A 19,636-nucleotide genomic window follows, 5' to 3' on the forward strand; every position below is an offset into this window, starting at 1 on the left:
TTGATACGAACGTTATGCCGGGACGGCCAGGAAGCGGGTGCTTTCAGTTTCCGAGATAACATAAACTCGCATTGGCGACGACCTGCCGCGTACCTTGATGTCGCGTTTTTGCAGATCCTTGATGTTGACGCCGGACTGGATGATTGCCGGTTCCGACACGACAATAGTGGTGTTCAATTCCTTGGCCACACTTTCCAGTCGGCTGGCAACATTGACCGTGTCACCGATGGCAGTCAGCGATTTTGCCTGGCCATATCCCATGACGCCGACAATCGACGGGCCGGTATGAACACCGATGGCAACGCGAAGATGCACTGAAAATTCTTTTTCCAGTTCCTCGTTCAGACGGTCGATTTCCTGTACGATGGTTGCTGCTGCTCGCATGGCATCCCGGCAGGCGGTGGCTGAACTGCCATCAAGCCCGAACAGCGCCATGGCACCATCGCCGATAAATTTGTCCAGCCTGCCACCGGATTGTTCGATTGCCTGCCCGACAATGGCAAAATAACGGTTGAGCAGAAACACGATGTCATAAGGCAGACGTGCTTCCGTCAGCGTCGTGAAATTGCGCAGATCACAGAACAGAACTGCAATTTCCTCTTCCCGGCCAGGCCGGATCGGTTCGTTTTCTGCCGGTGTCGTCTGCTGGTGGTTCTGCGATAAAAGTAATGCCACACGAAGGTTGGACTGCGGGCGTAACTGACAGCCCAGCCTGATGTCTTCATCGGCATGGATACGGTGGAGGGTAGCCCGCTCTATGTCGCTTGGCGGCGGTAATGGGCCGTCACTGTCGAGAATACGTACGCGACAGGTGGAACAGCGCCCGCGTCCACCGCAGACAGAATAATGCGCGACGCCGTTCAGGCGGCTTGCCTCCAGCAGCGTCATCTCTTTGGGAACGCGGACCGTTGCACCATGCTCGTAATGAACGTCGATCAAGGTTGATTTCTGGCGCAGGGTCCGGGCGCCACGCAGCAAAAACACCGTACCAACCATGCCGATAAATGTCAGTTGGATGGTTTTTACGATGGTATTGATATTGTTATCGATGGTCGCCTGACGCTGGTCCGGACGATGCAATTCATTCGGTGCCGCGATAATCGGATTGGGCAGCATCTTATAGCTGTTGGCGCTTTCCAGCTCGCGGCCGGCACTGCTGAAACCGAGCAGCGCCATAACCGGAACCAGGACCGCAATGGCTAGAAAGTATCCGCCAAAACGTGGATACCATGAACGGTAACGCAGCCAGAAAAACAGACCGATACATCCATGTATCCAGATCACGATAACAGCAACGCTCTGGCGCATGCCGGCGACCGGGGCGTTGATCCATAACCGCCGGATGACGTTTTCATAGGTGACCGGAATGTCATAAAGCATGCTGGAAAATCTCAGACTTGCCGCATGTTCAATGATCAGCAGAGGAATGAGCAGCCCGAATACCAGCTGCACAGCCTCACGCATCGGCATGTTCAGGGTTCTACGTTTATAAAGCGCATTCAGGACAAGCAGCACATGGATCAGGACCGCGCCATAAAAGAGGCTGAGGCTGAAGGGGTTCATCCAGACAACCGAGAACCAGCGTTTTCCATGCTCTGCCGTTTCTATGGAAATCAGGCCCAGTGCATGGTTGAGCAAATGCATGCTCAAAAAAGAGAACATGATCAGCCCGCTGAGCAGGCGCAGTTTTTGCAGTTGTAGCGACGCAGGAAGATTATCGGAGTTCATCTGCTATTGCCCGATGATAAACGGTCTTTTGGGTCATGGCGGGAGCAGAATATTCCTGATGTTTCGGTTGCCGTTCGTTGCCCAAAGATGCCGACTTCCTAAAGAGAGTATGACTGATGGTGTTGAATAGCAAACAGCATTGCGTGCGCCTCGAACATGAGCCGCGGGAAACAGCATAGTGAAATCATGGTGGCAAAAAAACAGCAGGCACGTTTCAAACCTGCCAAATCTGCATCACGTCCCATCACATGATTGGCATTAAAAATGCTTAGAGTTCAATGGTCTGGCCATCGAGTGCAGCAAATGCACCGTTGAATTCAAGCCGCGCTTGTGCGTCGATCTTGTCTAGATCCTCGTCACTGCGCCATGGCGAATGATGGATGAAGCCGACGCGCGAAGCGTTTGCGAGTTTGGCAAGCCGGATTGCCTGCTGCCAGGACGAGTGGCCATACCCCTTGAACTGCTGCATTTCATCATCGGTGAAAGAGCAATCGTAAAGAAACAGATCTGTGTTCTTGATAAGCTCAAGCACATCAGGGTCGTTGATACCCGGCGTGTGTTCGGTATCGGTGATAATTGCCATTGACCGTCCAGCCCAATCGATCCGGTAACCGATGGCATTGCCGGGATGGTTGAGCATGCCGGTTTTGATGCTGAGGCCGGGGCGAACCGAAAGTGTGTCGCCAGCTTTGAAATCCTGCGGGTCGATCTTGGCGCAGCATATGTCAAGCGGTGCCGGGAACCACGGTGGGCTCATGAACTCGTTGAGCATCTGTCGCGTGGTCTTGATGCCGGCCATGTGGCCGGACCAGATGGCGACCTTGTTGGCCTGATTGAAGAACGGCTTGAAGTAGGGAAAACCGACAATGTGGTCGTAGTGACAGTGGGTGAAAAACAGGTTGATGTCGGAGACGCCCTCGGCCTTGAGCGACATGCCTGCAGGCATGATGCCGGAACCCGCATCAAAAATGAGAACATGTTCTCCGCAACGAACCTCGATGCAGATGGTATTGCCGCCATATTTGGAAAAGTTCTCGCCGGATACGGGCAAGGTGCCTCGAGCACCCCATATTTTCACACGGAATAAGTCTGCACTCTTTTCCCGACTTGCATCGCCGGAACTCGCTACCATGATCCACCTCTACTCACCACGGCTCCGATGATGCTCTCGCACTCCAATGGCACCGTGCCGCACATGCATCTTCAAGTCATTCTGTCAGATGCCTGCGGTTGATATGCTGCTTCTTAATTCAGTCAGCATTTCAGTTTTATTACAACAGAAAATATTCTTCCTTTTTAGTTGTTCCGACCATTTTCTGCCTGATTTCAAGTGCGATCTAAAATTACCGGCCAAGATTCGGTCAATCGCGCCTGGAATGCTTAGTGTTCAAGCCGTGCCCTTGCCTTGCTCAGTTCTGTCGTTGTGCTGGTAAGGCGTTCTGCAAGAACACGCATGACCTTGATGGTTATATCAGGGAAGTCAGACATCAGCTTAAAGAACTGTTCCTTGCCAATGCGCAGGGCTTCAACCGAGGTTGATGCACGCACCGTTGCCGTTCTGACGCCATCGCACAGGATGGCGATTTCACCCACGATGGCATTGCCGCTCATTTCAGCCAGCTTGATCTGACCCGATGGTGAATCCACCAACACGTCAACCTTACCGGTCAACAGCACGTAAGCGGCGTCACCCATATCGCCCTGGCGAAACAAATCCTCGCCAGCCATGTAGGTGACACGGTCTGATGAAAAGGCGAGAAGCTTCAGCTTGGATGGTTCCATTTCCGAAAAAAACGGAACACGCCGCAGCATCTGTATTTCATCTTTGAACAGCATTGCCTTGTCCTATCCGGTTCTGACGGCCAGTCCTTAAGGACCGGCACGCGGGCTATGTCGCCACCATCTTCTGGAATATAACGTTTTCTTCGTTCAGAGTCTCGTATGTTCCATCCGCAGCCAACGAGCCTTGATTGAAGACAATCACCCGATCAAACATGCGTGTCAGCGAGACATTTGACAACACCCAGACGATGCCAGGCTTGTCGTCCTCACGATGCAGGAAGGTCATGACACTTTCAACGATTGCTTCCTGCAGGCGATGATCGAGGCCGGGAAGCGGGCGATTGAAAATGTAGTAGTCGGAACGTCGTATCAGCGCGCGGGCCAGATTGAGTTTCTGTCTTTGCAGCGGAGACAAACGTTTACCACCTGCACCAACGTTAAAGCTCAAGCCAACTGCCAGAACGCGCTCGTAAAGTCCCTGATCATGCAGGACGTTGGCGACGATGCCGCGAATACGTCTGGAAGCATCTGTGTGACGATGACTGATCTTTCCAAACAGGATGTTTTCCAGCAGGCTTGTAGAGCTTAGATAGCGATCAGGGTCGTAAAGTTCAATGAGGTTGCGCAAGTCGTCCGGCAAACCATCATGAAACTGGTGACGCACCTCAACGATCTGTTTCATCAGATCAGGCGTCAGCAAGCCAAAACGATGGCGCGGTTCGATGTAGAAGAAGCTGAGACGCAGCATCGCACGTTTTTCGGCGTCCGTTGCCGCAGCATAGCGATCCTCGCCTAGGTTTTGCAACCGCTGCAAGATCTGCTGATAGCCCGGAATCTCCTCAGGCGTCAGGAAGGTGACCTGCTGGAAGAAAGGATGGTCTCCTGGCAAATCACCAAAGATTTCAATGAGGTTTTCGGCGATTTCATAGCCCATTTTAAACAGGGTCTGCGAAAGCCCTGTCTCGATCATCAACTTGCGGAAATAATCGCTCTCAATAATGGTGCGGCCCGTCAGCGACGTGTCGCGCATGGTGCCAAACAGAAGGTTCTCACCCACCGTTGCTTCGGTGTTGTAGCTTTCCAGCTCAAAAGGCACGATGATGTTGCTGAGGTTCTCTTTCTCGAGTTCACCACGCAATGCCAGCCGCATCTCGACAATCCGGGCCGCTAGATGCAGATCTGACAATGGGTCGATCGATGAGCGGAGAGCAAATTCGAAAATGTCGGACGACAGCTGTACAGTTTCGAGAACAGTGAAAATATCGTGGGCGAGGCTGCCGGGCTTGTCACTGCCACTTGGTGTGGATTCGTAATCAAGCCAGTCGCCACGCAGGTCCATGTCGGTATTGCCGGCCAGTTTTGCTTCAAGAATTTCCCATTTGCGGCTGTCGGCTTCCTTGCCTACATAGGACTTCGGCTTCAATGGCGCATGTTTCAGGCCGTAAAGCAGATTGTCCTTCAAGCTGCCGTGGAAAAAATAGGTATCTGGAGACACATAGGAAATGCGTCGGCCGGTCGTTGATTCCGGTATGTCGAGGATATCGTCGGAGGCAACGCAAATCTTGCCGCTGGCCGGGCGAATGACACGGCCCAACGCTTCCGCAAGTGCCTCTGCGGCGGTGCCGCCAACGATTGCGATCTTTTCACCATGCTCCAATCGCAGCGATGTCGGTTCCAGAATACGCGCGCCGCTGTCGTCATCCAGTACCAGCTTGTCGATGGTAATGGCGGCCGTCAGCGCCGATGCGGCGGTGAGCGAAACTGCCTGGATTTCCGGTTGCAGCATGTTCGGGGAATCGAACTGCTCAATGACCTGTTCATATTTGACCTGAACGTCCTGACGGGCCTGATCCCAATCGATCAGTTCCTTCAACGGTCCTGGCAGTTCCTTGTAGGCGTTGATGACCGCGACAAGCTGACCGACGTCCAGGCTGCCTTTAAGAGTGAGGTAGCCACCGATGGCATAAAAGAAAAACGGAGTGAGCTGGGCCAGAAAATTGTTGATGAATTTGACCAGGAACTTCCACTGGTACAAATCGTAGCGAATCTTGAAAATCTCGCCAAGGCGATTGGCAGCGTCAGCGCGCTCATAATTCGATGTGTCATAGGCGTGAATAGTGCCGATACCGTCAACGATTTCACCAATGCGACCGGCCAATAGACGAGCGCTTAATTGCCTCTGACGGCCGAGATCGATCAAACGGCGGCGCATCTTGGGAATGATGCCGACCTGTATTGCGGCCATGAAGGCGGCAATCAGCCCGAGCCATAGGTTCTGCACCAGAATGAAGAACAGTGCTGAAAATGCCTGGCCGCCAAGCAGCGCCGGTTGGACGAAGGCGTCACCGGTAAATCCGCCGAGCGGCTCCACTTCGTCCTTCACCATGCTCGAGATTTCCGAGCCTTTCACGCGCTTGAAGTGAGATGGCGGAAAACGCAGGATACGGTCGATCAAGTCAAAACGGATGCGGCGCAATAGGCGCTCGCCGAGGCGCCCCTTGTAGGTATTGATGTAATATTTGAACAGGCCGTTGATGATGACCAGAATAAGGAATGTAAAACTCAGACCCATCAGGGTCATCATTCGCTCAAGTTCTATGCCCGGAAAAAGCGTCACATTTCCCCAGTAGGGAATGTCGATATCCAGATGCATGAACAGCTGGGTGGCGTTGACGCCTTCAAAGCCATCACCCTGAATGGGACCGTTGACGATCTGCTTTGGCAGGTCGAAGGACAGGAAGTAGGGAATCATCGACAGGGCGACGATGAACAAAATCCAGAGTTGCTGCCGCCTGGTGTGTGTCCAGATATAGCGGGCGAGGCTTTTTTCCATATATGCTTAAATGCCCTGTCGGAATGAAGGTGACTATAATTTATGCCTCGGTTGGCGTCAAAGCCATCCTTGCGTACTTGCATGTTTTGTTTCTTTGGGAAGATAGGTTCTGAGTAACTGATTTGCCAGAGCGCTCATCGATGCCGTGTGAACTATGATTGATATGGATGAACAACAACCGGGTTGCGGTTCACATTTCTGTAAACAAGGACTTTGTCACGCGGCCACACTCAGTTCGCAGAGCTTGTTTCTTAAAAAGTGCACTGTAAAAGGTGTTAATATTTAAGCTATTTGCGGCATGCTTGGCGACTAAGACTGAATATCATGGGCGGTATGGCTGAATGGCGGAAACCTCGCAGATCGGAACAGATCAGATAGACGACTTCGATAAAGCGGCGAAGACTGAATTGTCTGTTCCCTATTCTGCCAAACCTGTCGTATTTTCCAATTGCGCTGGCATTTTCCATGCTTCTGCTGACAGCAACCGCAGTGACACGGCTGTGCTGTTCGTCAGCCCTTGGGGCATGGAGGAACTCTGCACCCGCAAGTTCCAGCGGGTGATGGCGGAACATCTGTCCGCTGCAGGCATCGCGAGCCTGCGTTTTGATTATCCAGGGACAGGCGATTCGCTTGATGTCGATCCTCAAGATACCGGCGGCCAAGCCTGGACCCACAGCCTCATTGAAGCTGCACGAACCCTTCGCGATGTGTCGGCCTGCCAGAAGCTGGTTGTAATTGCGCAAGGCGTGGGCTGCATTATTGCCTGTGAGGCCTTGTCAACGGCCGGTCAGGTTGATGGGCTGGTGATGATGGCACCGGTTGTTTCCGGCCGGAACTATCTGCGTGAAACGGCCATGTGGTCATCGATGATCGACGATGGTCTCGGACTGCCAGCTGATCAACGATTGAGGGAGGCTGGGTCGATCGCCGGACTTCTGATGCCTGATGGTGTTGCTGATGCGCTGAAAAAAGCGAATTTGCTCAAACTCGAAAAAGCACCCGCTGGCGATTGCCTTTTTGTAACGCGACCAGAACGGGTTGCTGAAACCGATTTGCAACAGCATTTCGCATCCCTCGGTGCCGCAACGGATAGTCTTGAGTTTTCAGGTTATGACGCGCTGGTTTCCTCGCCAACCTTGTCGATTATCCCGGATGATGTCATCGAAAGAATTGTTGGCTGGATAAAGGCGCGGTCGGAAAAAAGCGCCCATCAGGATGCTTCGGTTCCGGTACAGAGCACAATGATGCTCCGTGGTGGCGATTTTGCAGAAACACCGGTGCAGTTCGGAGCCGGTGGGCGTCTGTTCGGCGTCATCTGCGAGCCATTGGGCCAGACAAAAGGTGCGACGGTTGTTTTTCTCAGTTCGGCCTACGACCGACATTCCGGTTGGGGAAGGTTGACCGTGCGCATGGCGCGCGAATTGGCAAAGGACGGCGTCGCATCCCTGCGTTTCGATGGTGCCAATATTGCCGACAGCCCTCCGGTGCCGGGTGTTCCGCAACAGGTGCTTTATGACGAATCGCAAAATGCCGATGTGATCGACGCGGTCGATTTTCTGCAGGCGCGAGGCAGAGGCCCGGTTGTTGCAGCAGGTCGATGCAGTGGTGCCTTCGTGGCTTTCAGCAGCGCGCTCACCGACAGCCGTATCAAGGCTGCCATTGTTGTCAATGTGGATTGCTTCCGCTGGAAAAAGGGGCGTCTGGTCGAGGATAGTCTGGATCACAAACCACGCTCTTTTGGTGAATACCGCGAGAGATTGCTCAGCCGAGCCACCTTCATCCGCATTCTCAAGGGAGACGTGGATTTGCGCAGTGCCGGCATCAATATCGGCAAGGCAATTGGCAAACGACTTGCTGTCAGAACCGCTCGCCTGTTCAGGTCACGTGATGAGTTTGGTCGTTCGGTTTATGCGGCTTTTGACGGACTCAAGGCCCAGAATACCAAAGTGGCACTTCTCTACAGCGAGAATGATGCCGGTCTTGACCACTTCAACTATTATTTTGATGTAAATGGGCGCGGTCTTGCCGCCTATCCCAACGTATCCTTCTCGCTCATGCCGAATGCGGATCACAATCTGTCACCGGTCCATGCTCAAAAGACCTATCTGGATACGGTCAGGACATTGGCGCTTTCGACGAATTAAAACCGCAACGTCTGGCGTGAGGACAGTGTGGTGATTTCACCCGATGGTAGAATGTCTTCTGCCGTCCTGGACGTGAGTTCGATCGTTTTGGCGGCGCCCGGCGCCAGATGGAACCAGTCCTCTGATGGCCTGTAACCATCGACCTTGATATGCACCGATTGCGCCAGTCGATCCGTTGTCAGTTTCAGGCACCAGTTGCCGTTCTCATGTCGCAGCAGATGCATTTCGATAGTCGGGTTGTGCATGGCCTCAATCCGCCCGAGCGGAAAATGGAACGTCTCAGCCAGAACGTCGTCAGTTTCAGCGTCGCGCAGGCGCGCCACTGTCACGTCGTGGGATGGCGGGCCGAAACGGTAGGCATAGGTGGTGTCAAAAAATGCACCGAACAGGTCGGTCGCTGCGATGGTGAGTTTCTGTCTGGCATCAATATGAACCGCACGTTTCGCGCTCACCACCGGCTGACTACCATCGCGCAGGCAGGTCAGTTCGACGATGATACTCTGAGTTTCGGCTGTTTCATTGAGCAGATGCACATCCAGACCATTGGTGCCTTCGTCGATCAACAGCACTTGTAGCGGGCGAAATGCTCTCTTTAGAGCATACCACGCCGATTTGGGTTCACCGGTAGCGTCAATCACTCCCCAACCGGCACCCGGAATGAGGTCCTGCAGCGTCCAGACCAGCGCGCCGTTGCAGGATGAGCCATCACGACGCCACTCACCAAAGGTCGCCTCCATGACCTCCGCAGTCACTGCACGGGAAAAGTCGAGGTAACGCGCCTGATCTTCACGGCGCAGACAGGCTGGTTCAAAACCATAAAGCGCGGTCAGATAATGCTCGCGGATATCCTCGAAATCCCAGGATGCACTGCGGTCACGAGGTACACGATTTTTCCACACAGGATCGATAACCGCTGGAACAGACAGATGGCGGTCGAGTGTCTGTTGTTGGGGTACATTGGCAAATGCCAGACATTCGGCGGCAAACCGTACATTGACACGTCTGGCATCTTCCAGCGGTCGGCAATAGGCGCCAACACCGTAATAATGGGCAATGCCGACATTCGGGTAAAATGGCAATGCACCGCCGCTCGGTGAATTGGCAACGAAGGGTACATCGGGACGCAGGGTCGCGGATAGTTCCGGCAATATTTCCTGCGTCAACGGCCCGTTCCAGATGCTTTCCGGCAGGCCGAGCATGGCGCCTTGCTGATGCATTTCACTGCCACCGCACAGCACGACTAGTGAGGGTGACAGGCACACACCATCCAGAAACTGCGATATTTCTGTTTGCACATGATTACAAAAGGCTTCGTCTTTAGCCGGGTAATCAAAATTGGCAAACATCAAGTCTTGCCAGATCATCAGACCCAGTTCGTCGCACAGTTGGAAGAAGTCAGGCGTTTCGTAAGTCATGGTTCCGCCGATGCGGATCATGTTCATGCCAGCGTCTGCTGCCAGTTTCAGCCAGGGTTCGTAATCAGCCCGTTCTGCGGGAAGTTTGACGATATCGGCATTGGTCCAGACGGCACCGCGGCAGAAGATGCGTTCGCCGTTGATGAGGAGAGCAAAGTCATTGCCGTCGGAGCCGCGATCGACCTCAATGCGTCGGAAACCGGTCTGGCCAAGCGCATAGGTCTCACCATCAATATGCAGTGCCACCTCATAGAGGGCAGGCGCGCCATGGGTGTGCGGCCACCATTGCTGAACATCTGATAGGGTAAGCTGCCCCTCAACCAGACCGTCGCTGTTTGAGTGCAATTGCGTGGTGTGGCTGCCGCAGCTTAGCGTTAGATTTGTGGCTGCATTTGCCAGTTTGAATGACAGTTTCAGAAGCCCATCGCCGTTCTCCAGCAGCGTCGAAGCTACTTTCAGCGACTGAATATCGTGGCGTGGAGTGTGGGAGTAGCTGATGGGGCGCCAGGGGCCAATGCCGTGGATTTCGGGGCACCAGCCGGGCATATAACCAAGCGCCGTGGTTCTGATAAGGCGGAGACCCTGATTGTTCATCATCTGCGGTCGCCAGCGGGCGCGCGGGCCTTTTCGGGCGAGATGTGGCGCAAGGGCACGAAAGCAGATCGCCAGCGTGTCATTGCCGGTCAGGTGAACCGGAACGTCATGACGTTCAAACATGCTTTCAGACGACAGGATCAACCTATCGTTCAAAAACACCTCGGCCATCGTGGCAAGGCCTGCAAAATGCAGCGTTATATTGGCCGGCTCGTCAGTTTTTAGCTCAAGCCTGTACCATGCATCCTGCATATCAAGCGGATGGGGATTGTTTCGGTCGAACAGGCCTGCCGCTTCGAGTGCGGCCGCCACGGTGCCGGGAACCATGGCTGGAACGGACTTCTCGGTCGAGGGAATATCTGATGGCTTGGAATAGCTATTTGCAGCAGATGTTGTCAGCGTCCAGCCGTCAGACAGTGGGATTTCCGGCATGCTGTCTGGCAAGATGGGCGGTGTCACGCTGCCTCGCTTGCACTGCCGATGGACTGTTTCAGATCCTGCATCAGGAGATCCCATGCTTCGGCTGCTGGATCCAGCACAGTTGCCAAAGCATCAAACTTACGACGGGTTATGGCGCGGGCAAGCTGGAACTGTACGGTCTTGGCCACTTCAGCAATACGCAACGCATGGTGCTGTGCCTGTCCAAAGCGTTGCTCGCCGCCCAGCCATATCAGGTGGCTGGCGGTCAGTTCAAAATTGGCACCAAGCTGACGCAAGGTGTTGAAGGCATATTTATGGAAAAAGCCGAAAGGCCGATCAGCCATCGCTTCGACCTGCGCAGGGAAAACCTTGGCAAAAGCCCTGACCGGATTTTGTGACGGACGGCGTGCGAAATGCTGCGGAAGCAGGCGTTCTGCAGCCGTGCGAATATGCCGTTCCGAGACGGGAGCCTCCGGAAATTTGGCAAATTCCGTGTAGGGGAGAAACGGTGCGGCTCCCTCTTCGAGATGATGCTGGAACAGACCGGAAAAATCATCGCCCTCAAGGCGGAAGAAACCGGCATTGTGGAAATAATCGATGGAGCGGTTCTCTACATCGATGCGGTTGATCGCAACAGTGGTTTTGCCATGCTCCTTCCCATAGCCCACGCCTTGGGTATCCGGCATGTAGAAGCTATCCATTTCCAGCAGGCAAAGACGGCCACGCTCGATCTGGGTCAGGACGTGATTTTCCACATTGTCGAAAATCGCAAGTTCGGTGACGCGGATGCCGTAGAGCGCCTCAAGGTCTTCGAGCGGCACCTTGAAAAAGGTGAACTGATCGCCCTCAAAATCCTGCGACAGGGTAAAACCGAGCATGGCTTCTGGTGGCAGGCCGCTGGCCGATAAAACCTCGATCCAAAGGTCAACGTAACAATTGGTTTCCGGCCACATGCGCTCCGAGGCGTGCAGCGCATGCTGGACATAATTATCTGGATCGATGGCCGGGAAAACCTTTGTCATTCAATCAGCCCCAGAGTGTTTCACGAACCGATTCTGGCCATTGCTGCACGTCGAGACCATGTTTGGCAAACAGGGCAAGCGCGATACGCTCCAGCCCGAAGCCAACGCATGCGGTGTGTGCAACCGCGCCATTGTCGAGGTTCAGACCCCATTTGGTGCCGAATGCATCCTGGTGATAGTTAAAGCTCATGCAGGCGGTCTTGTTGACGGCCGACGTAACCGGGATGAGCAGTTCAAATTTCAGGTTCTGGTCACGCTGGTTGTTGGCCAGCATCTTGCCAGCACGGCCAAAGAACGGATCGTTGGCAACGTCGATTTCAACGTCCAGGCCAACGGCTTCCATCATTTTCACACCGCGATCCATCCAGGTCTGGCGGAAATCGGTGACGTCCTTCTCAGTGCCCATGCGAACATATTCACGCATGCGGAACAGCTGCTGACGGGCGGGGTCCTTGGAGGGTTCGTGCCGGAAGCAGTAGGACTGAATATCGTAAAGGCCGCCATCCCTAGGTAGATCGCCGCGCTTGGCGATGGTCGGATAAAGCGGATAGCAAGCCGCCGGTGTCAACACGATTTCGGTTGCCTTCTGGTCCTTGGTCCAGTCGTCGCCCTCATCCATGCACTTCAGCAGGCTGATATGATCGAGTTCGCAGCCGCAGAAGGAATGAACCGTGCCTGCCAGTTGCGGGAAGCTTTTCATGTAGCCGCTTTTTTCGAAATGGGCGCGGTTGATGCCAGGCGGAAAACGGATGGCTTCTGCGCCATCGATGCCGCCGGTGCGGTCAATCAGGCGTTCAAACGCGGTGATGACATCCTCGAACTGGCCGCTTCGTCCGTAAAGACCGTCAACGCCCGTATCAATCAGCAGGCCCTTCTCAAAAAGACGGTCCAGAAATGAGGTTTGCATATCCATATCTTTATCCCAACAGGCTGGTGTCTTGCTTGTGAACAAGCAGCAGGTTTGCCGTATTGCCAAGAATACGATCGTTCGAGATCATCAATTGTGCGGAGTGGGCATCACGCAAATGCCGTCCAACGCTGTAAGGCGTGCCATTCTTGTACCCCATGATACCGCAGATCAGCAGCGCATGGTTGATGATGTCGAGAATGGTTTCTGAAGAGCAGATTTTCACATTGTTCATGGTCACCGCAAAGCCCATGGACATCAGGGCGTCAGGGTCTTTTTTGGTTTCGGCGTAAGCTCTCAAACCGGCAATGACGTTCGAGCGAACCATTTGCAGTTTGCTGGAGACTTCTGCCAGTCTAGCCGCACCCGGCGGGACTGTGCCGGGAGAGCGGCGTGCGGCTGCACGCACAAAACTTTGCGCACGGCCAACCGCATCGGCAGCGATGCCGTGCCACACGGCACTCCACAACAAATGCGAGGTTGCCAGCATGGACTGGGCGGCGATTTCAGCAAATGGTTTTGCAAAAATCTGGACGGCCGGCGCTTCTGCCTTGAACAGGAAACCGTCCGAACATGTGCCACGCATGCCGAGCGTGTCCCACACATGGGTCTTTTGCAGCGAATATTGGTCGCGCAGGAAAACAGTCATCACCTGATCGGACGAGCTGGCTTCGGCGTGCGCACGGGATGTAACAAGAATTGCATCGGCATCACTGCCGTAAGAAATGACGGTGGCGTCCTTTTCCAATCGGCAGGTGCTGCCGTCACGTTCAATAGCGCAAATGGAGTTGCGCAGATTTCCGCCAATGCCGCCTTCGGTGGTTGCCGAACCAAGCAGCAATTGTTCTGCCGCAATACGGCGCATGAATTCGGTGTGCCATTCACTTTCTTCGCCATGCTCGACAAGGCTCGAAGCCTTGATCTGGTGCATGGCAAAAATCATCGCAACGGCTGAGCAGGCCTGACCCAATGTCGAGCAGATTTCAGCGATTTGCTCAAGGGAAGCGCCTTCACCGCCCAAATGAACGGGCACCTGGATACCCAAAAGCCGTTCGGCTTTCAGGGCATCAACAGCCTCCTTGGGAAAACGACCGGCTTGGTCAACCGCATCTGCATGTTTGGCCGCGATAACTGCCACCCGCGCAGTCCGGGCTGCAAGCGCGGTTTCCGGCAGGGCAACAGAAACGTTCATCAGGCTGCCTCTTGATCCTTGAGAATGAGGGTTACCGTTTCCTCGATAGCCTTGATGCTCGCAAAGGATTTACGGTTCAAAAGATTATCTGGGAACTCGATATCGAATGCCTCTTCAATTCCAAGCATCAATTGCACTGACGCAAAAGAAGAAAGCCCGGCTGCATAAAGATCAGCTTCATCGGAAATCGTATCGACTGAAACCGGCAGCTGGCCGAACTTTGACAGTATTTCACGGATCTTCGCATTCATCTCGACTATATCTCCCTTCAAACTTTCGGATATCCTACTCTTTTCGATAGTCCTGAAAATATAAGATTCACCTAAACCATTAGGTTAATCGCTGATAACCATGCAGATTTTGCCGGGAAAATTTTGGAAATGTCCTCACACAATTGACAGCGACAGCCCGGCGCAGGATAGCTTCAAAGCCAAAGAGGACCCTGATGGCTCAGTTAAAAAACCTGCTCACAGATGTAGCCGGTGTTCGTGTCGGACACGCAACGGAACTTTCGCTTGGCTCCGGAGTAACAACTATCGTTTTTGACCAGCCAGCCATCGCATCGGGTTCGGTGCTGGGTGGTGCGCCAGGTGGACGGGATACGGACCTGCTTAATCCGGCCATGACCGTTGAGGCGGTTGATGCCTTCGTGTTGTCAGGCGGCTCGGCTTTTGGACTTGATGCGGCCGGTGGTGTGCAGGCAGGATTGCGCGAGGACGGGCGTGGTTTGCAGGTCGGCAGTACCAGAGTTCCCATCGTGCCGCAGGCCATTTTGATGGACCTTCTTAATGGCGGCAACAAGGATTGGGGTTTGCATTCTCCGTATCGCGACATGGGTTATCAGGCGTTCACGGCGGCGATGGATGGTGCCTTTGCACTGGGGAGCGTCGGTGCCGGAACCGGTGCCACAACCGCAACATTAAAAGGTGGCCTTGGATCGGCAAGTGCCATCAGTTCTGGCGGATATGTGGTTGCAGCAATTGTTGCGGTCAATGCTCTTGGCTCAGTCACGGTGGGGGAAGGTCCCTGCTTCTGGGCCGCACCTTTCGAAGAGGCTGGGGAGTTTGGAGCGAAAGGTTTGCCAGCTGGCTTTTCCAAGTCTGACACCACCATGCGGTTGAAGGGCGTAACCCTGACGGCGACAACCATCGGTGCGGTGGTCACGGATGCGAGCCTGACCAAGGCGCAGGCGCATCGCCTGTCAATTACGGCGCATGACGGACTGGCCCGAGCGGTTTTCCCAGCCCATCTTTCCAGTGATGGCGATACGATGTTTGCCGCTGCAACCTGCTCTAAACCGCTGGAGCAAGGCGTTCATTTTGCCGAGATCTGCCATCTGGCTGGCATTGTCATGGCGCGGGCGATTGCCCGTGGTGTCTATGAGGCGACAGCACTGCCCGTTGCCGGAGCGCAACTGGCCTGGCGAGACCGGTTTTCGTGAGAGCGGTCATGCCTCCGCGGTAAACAGGTGCAAACGCCTGAACACGATCTTTTCCAATTCCAGAATGATCATCAGCACGACGCCTGTGGAGATGACCACCAGACCATCCAGCAGCGACAGGGGTGCGGTTTCGAACCAGCTGTGCATGAAGGGCGCATAGGTAAACAGGAACTGTGCTGCGGTGACGCCAATGATGGCCAGCAAAACGGGGCGTGTGCCCATAGCACCCTTGAGACTGAATGATGTCATGTGCAGGTAACGCACATTGAACAGGTAAAAGATCTCCATCACCACAATGGCATTGACCACCATGGTGCGCGCCGCCGTTTCCCCCAATCCACGCCACAGGCCAAACTGGAACATGGCAAAAACACCCAGCATGAACAATACGGAGACAAAAACCACACGCCATAACAGGAAAGGCGATAGCATTGGCGCATCACGTTTTCTTGGGCTTCGTTGCATCACACCGGGCTCCTGTGGCTCAAACGCCAGCACAAGTCCAAGCGTGATGGTGGTGGCCATATTGATCCAGAGAATATGCACTGGCGCCATTGGCAGGGTTAGCCCGAAGATGATGGCAATGATGACAGAGAGAATTTCGCCGCCATTTGTTGGCAGGGTCCAGGATATAACCTTGCGAATATTGTCATAGACCGTGCGCCCCTCATGTACGGCCGAGACGATGGATGCGAAATTGTCGTCCAGAAGCACCATCTCAGCCGCCTCCTTGGCGGCTTCGGTGCCTTTATGTCCCATGGCCACGCCAACATCGGCCTGTTTCAGGGACGGCGCGTCGTTGACACCGTCACCGGTCATGGCGGCAATCTCGCCATTTTCCTGCAGGGCGCGCACGATACGCAGCTTGTGCTCGGGGCTGGTGCGGGCAAAGACACCGACGGATTTGACCGCACGTTGCAGGTCGATGTCCGACAGCGCATCGACCTCCACACCGGTCAGAACTTCCGGATTGTCGGCAATGCCGAGTTGGCGGGCAATGGCAAGCGCCGTGGTGCCATGGTCTCCGGTAATCATCTTGACGGAGATGCCAGCCGAGCGGCATTCGGCGATTGCTGCCAAGGCTTCCGGGCGCGGAGGATCGATCAGGCCAGTGATGCCGAGGAAGACCAGATCGGTAGCGATATCGCTGGGGTGAATTTCCGGCCGGTCGGACGGTGCGGGCATTGATGCAAAAGCCAGAATTCTCTGTCCTTTTGCGGCCGCTGCGGCAATTTTTTCCTGCCAATAGGCTGGTGTAATCGGTTGTTCTTCCGCCAGATGAGCCTGTTTGGCGCAAAGTGCCAGTAGCGTTTCCGGAGCGCCTTTGACAAAGATGATACGTTCGCCATCCGGCTTGGTATTCAAAGTCGCCATATATCTGTGGCGGGCGTCAAAGGGGATTTCATAATGACGTGGCCATTGTTCGCGGTGTTGCTCCTGCGTCAAGCCAGCCTTTAATGCCAGCGTCACGAGGGCGCCCTCCATCGGGTCGCCCAGCGTCACCCAGTGACCATTCTCATGGCTCAAAACGGCGTCATTACACAGCAAGGCGGCATTGATGAGCTGATCACGGGCCGGATCATGACTGGCTGGAGTGTCCGTTTCGGCTTGCACAAAAGTGCCTTCGGGCTGGTAACCCGCGCCGGTGACATCAACGGTTGATGATGCCGTCACAAGGCAAGCCACTGTCATTTCGTTTTTGGTAAGCGTGCCTGTTTTGTCGGAGCAGATAACCGAGGTGGCGCCTAAGGTTTCGACGGCGGGCAGACGCCTTACCACCGCGTTGCGCGCAGCCATGCGTTGCACGCCGATGGCAAGCGTGATGGTGATAACGGCGGGCAGGCCTTCCGGCACAATGCTGACGGCCAGTGCCACAACCAGCATCAGTGCATCTGCCCAGTCATATTGATGGATTAGCAGAGCAATCATCAGTAGAGCGACTGCGAGGCCGAGTGCTGCCCAGGTGATCAGTTTGCCAAACCGGTTGATCTGCTCCAGCAAAGGTGTCGTCAGCCCCTGGACCTGGCTGATCAGTGAGGAGATGCGGCCGATTTCCGTAGCACCGCCCGTTGCCACCACCAGTCCCGTTGCTTGTCCTGTTGTGATGATCGTTCCGGAAAAGCCGAGCGAACGGCGCTCGGCAAGGCTTGCCTCAGCATCCGACGGGCTTTCGTGTTTTTCGGCCGGAACTGATTCCCCTGTCAGGATCGCTTCATTGATCTGCAGATTACGGGCCCGCATGATGCGAATGTCGGCTGGAACCTTGTCACCAGCTTCCAGCAGCACCACGTCACCTGGTACGATGTGGCGTGCATCGATATTGTGTTTTTCGCCGTTGCGCAAAACGGTGGCATGCGGTGCAATCATGTTGCGTATCGCATCAAGTGCGCTTTCCGCCTTGCCCTCCTGAATGTAACCGACAATGGCGTTGATCGTCACAACGGCAACAATCACCAAAGCATCGACAAAATGGCCAAGCAAGGCCGCGAAGGCTGCGGCAGTCAGCAGAAAGTAAATCAGCGTGTTGTTGAATTGTGCCAGAAATCGCAAAAGCGGATTGGTTCTGGCCTGGCCCGGAAGCTGGTTGGGACCGTGCGTCTCCAGCCTTCTTTTTGCTTCATCGTGGTGCAGGCCGTTTTCACTGCTGCCCAGTTCGTAAACGGCCTGTTTTATCTCATAGGCGTGCCAGGGCACCGGTTGGCTGTTGGAGTTCGCGTCGGTTTTTGGCGCTGCTGAAACAGTCATGTGTACCCCTGATTGTGATGAGGCCGAACGGGGCGGCGTATCTTGTCTAATCGCAGGATAGGGTCAGGATATGCGCAATCATTGATTGAAATCAATTCTGCAGCCAAAATCGACCTTATGATCCTGATGACAAAAATGTGCGCTCCTGCTGATTTTACCGGTGTGCATGCAAAGGGAGGACAGTCATGACAGCCAAAATGCTACTTACCTTCAATGCCGGTTCTTCGACGGTGAAGATTGGCCTGTTTTCGGTGTATGCGGGTAAAGCCAACCGAATTGGCAAAGGTGTCATTGATTTTCGGGAGCGCCCCCTGGTTTTTCACCTGACTGAAGGGCCAGAAAATTTTGAAGTGCCACTCAAAGCGGACGGGCAGGATGTTTTACATGACGTGCTTGAGGAAACATTCGGCTGGCTGGCCCGACATTTCAATCTAAGGGATGTCTATGCTGTCGGGCACCGGGTGGTGCATGGTGGAGACAGGTTCGAAGGGCCGGTGGTTTTGAACCGAGAGACATTATCTGGCATCGAGGCGCTGACGGCGCTTGCACCTCTGCATCAGCCGCAAAGTTTGCGATTGATCCGGGCGATCAGTCATCTCTTTCCAGATATGCCGCAGACGGTTTCGTTCGATACTGCGTTTCACCGTAGCCAGCATCCATTGGCGCAGCGTTTTGCCCTGCCATCAGCCCTGCATGAGGAGGGCATCAGGCGTTATGGATTTCATGGACTGTCCTATAAATTTATTGCCAGCAAATTGAAACGGATCAATCCGGAGCTTGGGCCTGCAAAGGTCATTGCTGCCCATTTGGGAAGTGGGGCAAGCCTCTGCGCAATCGAGGACGGAATAAGCCGAGATACGAGTATGGGGTTTTCGACCCTTGATGGGATACCCATGGCAACCCGTTGCGGCGCCCTTGATGCCGGGGTTTTGCTGCATCTTCTGACAGAGAAAAACATGCGACCTGTCGATGTGCAGGAGCTGCTGTACCACAAATCAGGTCTGCTGGGTGTTTCCGGTGTCAGTGCCGATATTCGCGACCTCGTCAAAAGCGATAATGTCGATGCACGTCTGGCACTTGACCTGTTTGCTTTCCGGATTGCTGGAGAAGCGGCGCGGCTTGCCGCAACACTACAGGGGCTGGACGCCTTGGTGTTCACCGCCGGCATTGGTGAACACCAGTCGGCCACGCGAAAAAATATTTGCGATAGGATGATGTGGCTGGGTGTCGAACTTGATGACGCCGCCAATGCTGAAAACCGGACGCTGATCAGCAGTGAAGCCAGCCGTGTGGCCGTTTATGTGATCCCGACGGATGAGGAGCAGACAATCGCCGATGAAGCACTCTCTGTTCTTTCCGAATAAGGCGTGAAATAACAACAGCAATTAGCGTGCTTTGATGTCGAGATGGATG

13 protein-coding genes are annotated in these 19,636 nt (G+C 54.4%); 3 read left to right on the plus strand and 10 right to left on the minus strand.

The features are described 5' to 3' along the window. Positions 1–12: 12 nt before the first annotated feature. The 4 genes from RT613_RS14310 to RT613_RS14325 all read right to left on the minus strand — a co-directional run bounded on the left by RT613_RS14310 (position 13) and on the right by RT613_RS14325 (position 6,343). Positions 13–1,728, minus strand: a complete 1,716-nt coding sequence (locus tag RT613_RS14310; RefSeq protein WP_313616322.1) for an adenylate/guanylate cyclase domain-containing protein — start codon at positions 1,726–1,728, stop codon at positions 13–15. Between the two features lie 268 nt (positions 1,729–1,996). Continuing rightward, a complete protein-coding gene (locus RT613_RS14315) occupies positions 1,997–2,860 on the minus strand; it encodes an MBL fold metallo-hydrolase (RefSeq protein WP_313616324.1) in 864 nt (287 codons plus the stop codon). A gap of 248 nt (positions 2,861–3,108) precedes the next feature. Continuing rightward, positions 3,109–3,564 (minus strand): cyclic nucleotide-binding domain-containing protein, encoded by a 456-nt coding sequence (locus RT613_RS14320; protein ID WP_313616326.1) that lies wholly within the window; start codon positions 3,562–3,564, stop codon positions 3,109–3,111. A gap of 52 nt (positions 3,565–3,616) precedes the next feature. Further along, positions 3,617–6,343 carry an ABC transporter ATP-binding protein gene (locus tag RT613_RS14325; protein WP_313616328.1) on the minus strand — a complete coding sequence of 909 codons (2,727 nt, stop codon included), beginning with the start codon at positions 6,341–6,343 and terminating at the stop codon, positions 3,617–3,619. 341 nt (positions 6,344–6,684) lie between these two features. Between RT613_RS14325 and RT613_RS14330 the strand changes: the two genes are divergently transcribed. After that, on the plus strand, positions 6,685–8,487 hold the full coding sequence (locus tag RT613_RS14330) for an alpha/beta fold hydrolase (protein WP_313616330.1): 1,803 nt from the start codon (positions 6,685–6,687) through the stop codon (positions 8,485–8,487). Here RT613_RS14330 and RT613_RS14335 read toward each other — a convergent pair. The 5 genes from RT613_RS14335 to RT613_RS14355 are packed head-to-tail and all read right to left on the minus strand — an operon-like array spanning position 8,484 to position 14,288. Then, positions 8,484–10,928: a glycosyl hydrolase 2 galactose-binding domain-containing protein gene (locus tag RT613_RS14335; protein ID WP_313616369.1), complete on the minus strand. Its 2,445-nt coding sequence runs from the start codon at positions 10,926–10,928 to the stop codon at positions 8,484–8,486. The genes RT613_RS14330 and RT613_RS14335 overlap by 4 nt on opposite strands. A 23-nt stretch (positions 10,929–10,951) precedes the next feature. Further along, on the minus strand, positions 10,952–11,938 hold the full coding sequence (locus RT613_RS14340; protein ID WP_313616332.1) for a DUF1839 family protein: 987 nt from the start codon (positions 11,936–11,938) through the stop codon (positions 10,952–10,954). A 4-nt stretch (positions 11,939–11,942) separates the two neighbouring features. After that, positions 11,943–12,851, minus strand: a complete 909-nt coding sequence (locus tag RT613_RS14345; RefSeq protein WP_313616334.1) for an amino acid--[acyl-carrier-protein] ligase — start codon at positions 12,849–12,851, stop codon at positions 11,943–11,945. Positions 12,852–12,855: 4 nt separating this feature from the next. Beyond that, the gene (locus RT613_RS14350; RefSeq protein WP_313616336.1) at positions 12,856–14,037 is read right to left on the minus strand and encodes an acyl-CoA dehydrogenase family protein; all 1,182 of its coding nucleotides are present in this window, start codon (positions 14,035–14,037) and stop codon (positions 12,856–12,858) included. Continuing rightward, entirely contained in the window at positions 14,037–14,288 is a 252-nt protein-coding gene (locus RT613_RS14355; RefSeq protein ID WP_313616338.1) for an acyl carrier protein, read from the minus strand. Before RT613_RS14355 ends, RT613_RS14350 begins: the two co-directional genes overlap by 1 nt. Before the next feature lie 194 nt (positions 14,289–14,482). Between RT613_RS14355 and RT613_RS14360 the strand changes: the two genes are divergently transcribed. Then, complete coding sequence (locus RT613_RS14360; RefSeq protein ID WP_313616340.1) at positions 14,483–15,478, plus strand: P1 family peptidase; 996 nt, start codon at positions 14,483–14,485, stop codon at positions 15,476–15,478. Between the two features lie 6 nt (positions 15,479–15,484). Here the strand turns inward: RT613_RS14360 and RT613_RS14365 are convergent, their stop codons facing one another. After that, complete coding sequence (locus RT613_RS14365) at positions 15,485–18,223, minus strand: cation-transporting P-type ATPase (protein ID WP_313616342.1); 2,739 nt, start codon at positions 18,221–18,223, stop codon at positions 15,485–15,487. Between the two features lie 185 nt (positions 18,224–18,408). Between RT613_RS14365 and RT613_RS14370 the strand changes: the two genes are divergently transcribed. Next, positions 18,409–19,587 carry an acetate/propionate family kinase gene (locus RT613_RS14370; protein WP_313616344.1) on the plus strand — a complete coding sequence of 393 codons (1,179 nt, stop codon included), beginning with the start codon at positions 18,409–18,411 and terminating at the stop codon, positions 19,585–19,587. The last annotated feature ends 49 nt before the right edge of the window (positions 19,588–19,636 follow it).

The sequence above is a fragment of the Agrobacterium sp. genome (assembly GCF_032092815.1).
Taxonomy (GTDB): domain Bacteria; phylum Pseudomonadota; class Alphaproteobacteria; order Rhizobiales; family Rhizobiaceae; genus Agrobacterium.

What these genes read in the sequence shown, in the direction of transcription:
- RT613_RS14340 (WP_313616332.1), bottom strand. Translation starts at nt 11,938, where the DNA reads ATGACAAAGGTTTTCCCGGCCATCGATCCAGATAATTATGTCCAGCAT.
- RT613_RS14360 (WP_313616340.1), top strand. Translation starts at nt 14,483, where the DNA reads ATGGCTCAGTTAAAAAACCTGCTCACAGATGTAGCCGGTGTTCGTGTC.
- RT613_RS14350 (WP_313616336.1), bottom strand. Translation starts at nt 14,037, where the DNA reads ATGAACGTTTCTGTTGCCCTGCCGGAAACCGCGCTTGCAGCCCGGACT.
- RT613_RS14310 (WP_313616322.1), bottom strand. Translation starts at nt 1,728, where the DNA reads ATGAACTCCGATAATCTTCCTGCGTCGCTACAACTGCAAAAACTGCGC.
- RT613_RS14315 (WP_313616324.1), bottom strand. Translation starts at nt 2,860, where the DNA reads ATGGTAGCGAGTTCCGGCGATGCAAGTCGGGAAAAGAGTGCAGACTTA.
- RT613_RS14325 (WP_313616328.1), bottom strand. Translation starts at nt 6,343, where the DNA reads ATGGAAAAAAGCCTCGCCCGCTATATCTGGACACACACCAGGCGGCAG.
- RT613_RS14320 (WP_313616326.1), bottom strand. Translation starts at nt 3,564, where the DNA reads ATGCTGTTCAAAGATGAAATACAGATGCTGCGGCGTGTTCCGTTTTTT.
- RT613_RS14355 (WP_313616338.1), bottom strand. Translation starts at nt 14,288, where the DNA reads ATGAATGCGAAGATCCGTGAAATACTGTCAAAGTTCGGCCAGCTGCCG.
- RT613_RS14335 (WP_313616369.1), bottom strand. Translation starts at nt 10,928, where the DNA reads ATGCCGGAAATCCCACTGTCTGACGGCTGGACGCTGACAACATCTGCT.
- RT613_RS14345 (WP_313616334.1), bottom strand. Translation starts at nt 12,851, where the DNA reads ATGGATATGCAAACCTCATTTCTGGACCGTCTTTTTGAGAAGGGCCTG.
- RT613_RS14330 (WP_313616330.1), top strand. Translation starts at nt 6,685, where the DNA reads ATGGCGGAAACCTCGCAGATCGGAACAGATCAGATAGACGACTTCGAT.
- RT613_RS14370 (WP_313616344.1), top strand. Translation starts at nt 18,409, where the DNA reads ATGACAGCCAAAATGCTACTTACCTTCAATGCCGGTTCTTCGACGGTG.
- RT613_RS14365 (WP_313616342.1), bottom strand. Translation starts at nt 18,223, where the DNA reads ATGACTGTTTCAGCAGCGCCAAAAACCGACGCGAACTCCAACAGCCAA.